At 35.0% G+C, this 6,489-nt stretch carries 8 protein-coding genes; 6 read left to right on the top strand and 2 right to left on the bottom strand.

Annotation, left to right across the window (positions count from 1 at the left end):
* Positions 1-353, bottom strand: a 353-nt coding sequence (locus ACXJIE_RS00700) for a hypothetical protein (RefSeq protein WP_456479060.1), incomplete at its 3' end; no start/stop codon positions are given.
* A 45-nt stretch (positions 354-398) separates the two neighbouring features.
* The gene (locus tag ACXJIE_RS00695) at positions 399-677 is read right to left on the bottom strand and encodes a helix-turn-helix domain-containing protein (protein WP_456479061.1); all 279 of its coding nucleotides are present in this window, start codon (positions 675-677) and stop codon (positions 399-401) included.
* A 320-nt stretch (positions 678-997) separates the two neighbouring features.
* Here ACXJIE_RS00695 and recO point away from each other — a divergent pair, with 320 nt between their 5' ends.
* From recO to ACXJIE_RS00665, 6 genes are all read left to right on the top strand, one after another.
* Positions 998-1,615: a recombination protein RecO gene (recO, locus tag ACXJIE_RS00690; RefSeq protein WP_456479059.1), complete on the top strand. Its 618-nt coding sequence runs from the start codon at positions 998-1,000 to the stop codon at positions 1,613-1,615.
* Positions 1,616-1,642: 27 nt separating this feature from the next.
* On the top strand, positions 1,643-2,806 hold the full coding sequence (locus ACXJIE_RS00685) for an NAD(P)/FAD-dependent oxidoreductase (RefSeq protein WP_456479058.1): 1,164 nt from the start codon (positions 1,643-1,645) through the stop codon (positions 2,804-2,806).
* A gap of 24 nt (positions 2,807-2,830) precedes the next feature.
* Positions 2,831-3,040, top strand: a complete 210-nt coding sequence (locus tag ACXJIE_RS00680; protein ID WP_456479057.1) for a hypothetical protein — start codon at positions 2,831-2,833, stop codon at positions 3,038-3,040.
* Entirely contained in the window at positions 3,040-5,247 is a 2,208-nt protein-coding gene (gene bcsA, locus ACXJIE_RS00675; RefSeq protein ID WP_456479056.1) for a UDP-forming cellulose synthase catalytic subunit, read from the top strand. The genes ACXJIE_RS00680 and bcsA overlap by 1 nt, the downstream gene beginning before the upstream one ends.
* Positions 5,248-5,250: 3 nt before the next feature.
* The gene (locus tag ACXJIE_RS00670; RefSeq protein ID WP_456479055.1) at positions 5,251-5,733 is read left to right on the top strand and encodes a hypothetical protein; all 483 of its coding nucleotides are present in this window, start codon (positions 5,251-5,253) and stop codon (positions 5,731-5,733) included.
* Positions 5,702-6,489 (top strand): cellulose biosynthesis cyclic di-GMP-binding regulatory protein BcsB (locus ACXJIE_RS00665; RefSeq protein ID WP_456479054.1); only part of this gene is annotated, 788 nt, incomplete at its 3' end. The genes ACXJIE_RS00670 and ACXJIE_RS00665, both read left to right, overlap by 32 nt.

The raw sequence follows: 6,489 nt of genomic DNA, 5'->3' as shown, positions 1-6,489 counted from the left end.
GCGTTTTTGTTAACCGGTACGTTTCTGAAAAAAAGTACTTTTAAATCGTTTTTTTCACAAATGTTTTTGATTGTTTCTTTGTCTTTTTCATTTTTAGAAAAAATAACTCCGACTGCAAACAGCTCAGGAAGCGAAAAACCGTTTTCAGAGGCGATTTTTTGCATAAATTTTTTCGGCATTGAAAACAATAAACCGCTACCGTCACCGCTTTTTCCGTCAGCCGCAATCGCTCCCCTGTGCATCATTCTCTCAAGTGCCTTTAAGGCATCCTCCACATTCTGATGGGTAGGTTTGCCGTCAATACTGGCTAAAAGACCGAACCCGCAGTTGTCTTTGAATTCTAATTTTGGCATATTTTTCCTTTAAGAGATTATTTGTCTTTTTAAAAAATTTGCTAATTATAACATAAATGGAAAAATGATGAGAATATTAAAAAAAAGCAGGATTTGAAAAAGTTTTTTTAACTCTGATGGTGTGGCTCCGAACCATTTTTTAAACGCCCTGAAAAAAGGGCTGTATTCGGAATATCCTAATAGATATGAAATTTCTTCAAAACTGTGATACGTTTCTTTTAAAAGTGTATAAGCCAGTTTTTTTCTTATGGTTTCCGTCAGTTTTTTAAAACTGGTGTGTTCCTCTTTCAATTTTCTTTTTAATGTACTTGGACTTATATTCAGGCTTTTTGAAATGAAATCAATCGAATTTTTACCTTCTGGCAGGGCTATTAATATTTGATTTATGACAGTTTGTGTGAAAGAGTTTTTTGAATTTATTTCCTTTTTTTCGGTAAATGAGCAGAAATGTCATATTTAAAAAAAGTTTTTTTTTGTAAAATAATAACGTAAAACGGTAAAAATACTGTTTTAACGCGTTCTTTTTTAAAAAGAAGGGATGAAAAAAGGGGTTTTTTTAAGATATACATACGCTTAAAGTCGGTTTAAATTTTTTACCCTATAATAATAAAACCGGTTCGGGTAAAAATTATTGAAAGAGGCGTATGAAAGGTTTTGTTTTAAATACGGTAAGGGTACGGGAGGAGGATTTGATAGTAAGAATCCTCACCCCGGGGGAAGTTTTTGATTTGTACAGGTTTTACGGGGCGAGGCATTCATATATAAACGTGGGGTATCTTATTGATTTTAATATAGAGGAAACTTCAAAAAGCAGTATAAAACGTTTAAGAAACGTTACACAGCTTCCTTTTAGGTTTTTATTTGACGTAAATAAAACAATTTATTATAAAAGATATATAAATTTGCTTCACAGACATTTTACGGATGTGAGTAAAATCGACGGGTTTTATTATAATTCTCTTTACGGTTTATGCAGTGTTTTACATGAGAGGGATGTGAAAAGGGCAGTTATAGAACATTATGTTTCCCTTTTGGAAAAAGAGGGGAGGCTTCATAACGATTTCATATGTTTTTTGTGTGAAAATAAAATAGAAAAAAAAGCCGCTTTGGCGAGAAGTTTTCTGCCTGCTCATGAAAAATGCGTAATGGGAGGAGGGTTTGAGCTGGAAAAGCTGAAAGTGCTTTTTAACGAAAAAAAAACACTCCTTTTTTCCGATGAAGAAATTGAAAGTTTATGGAAAATTTTGGAACTCGGAATATAATTTGCTTGAAGGTGTAAAAGGAGTTAAATGAAAGTATTGATTGTTGGTGCCGGCATTGTAGGAATGACGGTTGCATGGGAATGGATTAAACAAAATTCCGGAGACGATATTGTTATAATAGATAAAGAACCGCACGAGGCGTTTCACGCAAGCGGTAAAAACAGCGGAATTTTACATGCGGGCTTTTATTATACGAGCGATTCGTTAAAGGCGAAACTGACGGCAGAGGGCAACAGGCTTATGAAAAAATTCTGTTATGAAAACTCAATACCCGTAAAAGAAACGGGCAAGCTTGTGGTTGCCAGAAACGAAGAGGAGATAAACACTCTTTTCGAACTTGCGAAAAGAAGCGTAGCCAATAACGCCGGGGCTTATATTGTCACGGAAAAAGAAGCCGAAAAGATAGAACCCAATGCAAAAACCCGCAAATACGCCCTTTATTCCCCAAATACCGCAAGCGTCGATCCGATGGAAGTGTGCAGGGTTCTTAAAAAGAAGTTGGAAAAAAAAGGTGTCAAGTTTTTATTTAACACAAAGTATGAAAATTATAAGGGAAGTTACGATTTTTTAATTAACGCAGCCGGGCTTTATGCCGATAAAATCGCACATCAAAACGGGGTCGGTCTGGAATATACAATGCTGCCTTTTAAGGGACTTTATAAAAAATATACGGGTGAAGATAAAGTAAAAACACAGATTTATCCGGTTCCTAATATAAAAAATCCTTTTTTAGGAGTGCATATCACTTTAATGTCATCGGGCGATGTTAAAATCGGGCCGACCGCAATTCCGGCTTTTTGGCGGGAAAACTATACAATGGGCAGCAGGTTCGATTTGAAAGAAATGCTTGAAATTTTAATGCTCGAGGTAAAACTTTTCGTTAAAAATTCTTTCGGATTCAGGGAGCTTGCACTGTATGAAATGAAATATTACAATCCTGAAAATCTGATAAGAGAGGCAAAAACACTGGTTTACAGGCTTGAAGGCGGATTTAAAAACATTACGCCCGGGATAAGGGCCCAGCTTTTGAACAAAAAAACGGAAGAGCTCGTAATGGATTTTCTCGTGGAGAGAAAAGATAACCAGATTCATATATTAAATGCGGTCAGTCCCGCCTTTACGGCCAGCTTTGCGTTCTCTAAATATATTCTCAACGGAAGGTTAAGGAAAAATGAAGAATTGTCGATATAATTTCATAAAAAAGAGGGGAAATGTATGAATAATTTTTTAAAATTTCATATGGAAGACAGAAAAGAGGATATCAAAAAAAAGTGGAAAATTTTAGATTATCTTGAAAATGATAATCTTATAAACGAAAGGGCTGTTGCAATTAAAAGAAAAGATTTCGGTTTAAAAAAAGAAGTTATTGCAGGTTCTTCAAAATATTCTATAAGCAGACTGAAAAAAATCTTCGGAGTTAAATAGTGGTTAAGATATTAAAAATCATATTTTTAATTACTCTGGCTTTTTTTCTTTTTATAATAATGATATATTCTCCTAACGATATACAGCTTAAGTTTTTCATTACTGTGTTTACAATATCGTTAGTACTTGTGATTTATGACAAATATAAAAAAACGAACAGCGAATATATAAAACTTTTTCTTATAATTTCAGCAATGACGTTTTCACTGAGGTATTTCTGGTGGAGAACGCTTTATACGCTGAATTTCGATTCTGTAATAGACGCAATAGGTTCGGTCGCCATCTATTTTGCCGAAATGTATTCTTTTTTGATTTTTTTGCTCGGGGTTTTTATCGCTTTGAGACTGCTTGAGAGAAAAAGCGTTCCGATTGATCAGATTCCGATAGAAAAACTGCCGAGTGTTGATATTTATATTCCTACGTACAACGAACCGCTTGATGTTATCAAACCCACCGTTATGATGGCAAGTATAATGGATTACCCGAGGGAGAAGTTTAACGTTTACGTACTCGACGATGGGGGGACGAAGCAGAAATTAAACGATCCGGATCCTAAAAAAAGGGAAGAAGCCAGAAAAAGGGCCGAAGAGATAAAAGCGTTTGTTGAAAAAGCCGGAGACAACGTACATTATATAACGAGGGAAAAAAACGAACACGCAAAAGCGGGAAATATAAACGAAGCCCTGAAAAAAACGAGCGGGGATCTGATTTTGATATTGGACTGCGACCATGTCCCCACCCAGGATTTTTTAAGAAACACGGTAGGGTTTTTTATAAAAAACCCGAAACTGTTTTTGGTTCAGACACCCCATAAGTTTTACAATCAGGATCCTATAGAAAAAAATCTAAGAATTTTCAGGCAGGTTCCGAATGAGAGTGAAATGTTTTACGAGTTTATCCAAAAAGGCCTTGATTTCTGGAACGCCTCTTTCTTCTGCGGATCGGCCGCGATTTTAAGAAGAAAGTTTCTTGAAGAGGTCGGCGGTATTGCCGGGGATACTATTACTGAAGATGCGGAAACGGCGCTTGAACTACACAGCAGGGGATACGAAAGTTATTATTATCCCAAGGGAATGGTTTTCGGTCTTCAGCCCGAAACTTTTTCGGCTTTTATTGTTCAGCGTTCAAGATGGGCTCAGGGAATGATACAGATTTTCCTTTTGAAAAACCCTCTTTTGAAAAAGGGGCTGAAATGGTATCAGAAACTCGGATATCTAAATGCCAACGTCTTCTGGTTTTTCGGACTTGCGAGGGTGATTTTCCTTGTAATTCCTCTGCTTTTCATATTTTTTGATCTGAAAATTTATAATGCTACGTTAAACGACGTTTTGGCATACGCAATGCCGCACTTTTTATTTTCGCTTTTAATCAGTTACTATCTCTATTCAAGATACAGATGGCCGTTTTTTTCCGAGGTTTACGAATCTTTGCAGAGTCTTTTTCTATTGCCGGCGATTATTTCCGTTATAAGAAAACCCAGATCCCCTAAATTTATTGTTACTCCTAAGGGTGAAAATATCGATAAAGATTTTGTTACGCCGTTTTATAAGCCGATATATTTATTGTTTAATATTACATTGATTTCCATAATAGTGGGAATTTATAAATATATATACAATCCGGAAGAAAGAGGTACTCTTGTAGTATTAGGTTTTTGGCAACTGTTTAATCTTTTATATTTAGCACTTGGAATTATTGTTGCTCATGAAAAGCCAGAAAAAAGGGTGTTTCATAGAATACCGGCGAATGATGAAGCAATTGTATATATCAATAAGAAACCATATTCCGCAAGAGTAAAAGATTTATCCCTTACCGGAATATGGCTTCAGGTGGATAAGGATTTGAGCGATCTATTAAAAGAGCATGTATGGGATAAAAAACTGAAATTTTTAATAAAGGATGAATACGGGGTTATGTTTGCCGTAGAGGGTGAAGTGGTAAATGCCAATGCTCACAATATAAGGCTGAAATTTCTTTTTTCGAATATAACACAGGAAAAAAGAATCGTTCAGCTCGTATATGCAAGCAGTTCGAGATGGCAGTATTTTATGGATGAAAAGCCTATAAATCCGATAGCTTCGTTTCTGTTTCTGGTAAAGCTTACATTTAAGGATTTTTTAAGGGCATACAAAGCCGTTACGAAAGAGTTTGTTACTAACATATTGGATATAATTTTATTTAGGAAAAAATCATTGGCAAAAGGATAAAAGATGGCTATTTTTAAAAAAGCGAGAAAAATGAAGATATCTAATGAGGAAACGGATTTAATACCTGAAAAAATAGAGTTTGAAGAAAGAGACCTTTTGTCCTCCATTCTAAGAACTATTTTGGAAATAGGTGACGAAGACGATTATGAGTATCTTTGCAAACTGAGTGCAAAAAACTTTTATAATGAAAATAAAAAATTTTTAAAAAATGTTATTGTGAACAACGGGGATGATCTTGAAAGTGTATTTATATATCTTAATTATTTTCTGCACACATATTCGCTGGGAACCTTTCAGGCGGCTATTAACGAAGATGATAAAGAAATAATAATTTATCACGAAAATTCGCCTTTTAAAAAGATTTATAAAAAAGATTATTTTCTTACGGAATTTTATACAATGTTTTTTGAAGAGCTGCTGGAACTCGAGGTGAAAATAACGGAAGGGGAAGAAGATGAAAAAACTGTTTTTGTTATTACTCTTTAGTATTTTTGTATTTGGAAAAACGTCCGTTTTCAAACTATCCGAATTTTACCCCCCGAGCGATATTTTAAGGGGTTCACAGGGGGAAACCAAAATATCAATACCGCTGCCTAACAGAGTAAAAGTAAAAAAAGCCGTTTTACATATAGAATACATACCCTCAAAAGCACTTGTAAAACAGAGAAGTGCTTTCGTACTGTTTTTTAACGGAGTGGTTTTATACCAGCAGCAGATAGACACGAATATAGATTTGTATGCTTACAACATACAGATTCCCGTTTCCCTTATTAAAGATATAAATAAAGTGAAAGTAATGGCAACCCAGCATTATTGTATGAACTGCTGTGAAAACCCTTCCAGTTCGGAACTGTGGACGGAGGTGTTGTGGGATAAAAGTTATCTTAAAATAGATTACGATTTTAAAAACATTGAAGACAATCTTTTAAGCTACCGAGATTACGTACTTGATTATAAAAATTTCAGTCCGGTTTCCATAGGTATAATAACCCAAACTAAAAACGCAAATTTTTTGACTATAGGAGCAAGAATTTCGGGATATTTGGGAAGTATAATCAAATACAGGAAGCTGTATGTCTACGACACCGATACGTTAAAAAAAGACATGGATATTTTTCTGATAGGAACGAAAGATTATGTAAACAGTTTTTTGAATCTGAAAAAAAACGTTAAAAGGCCTAATATTTTTGTAGTGAGAAATCCTTACTACCCCACACGGGTGGTGGTAGTGATAACTGCCAA

The sequence above is a fragment of the Nautilia sp. genome (genome assembly GCF_053994455.1).
The sequence above is the reverse complement of the archived record's forward strand: the minus strand, read 5'-3'. Positions and strand labels throughout refer to the sequence as shown.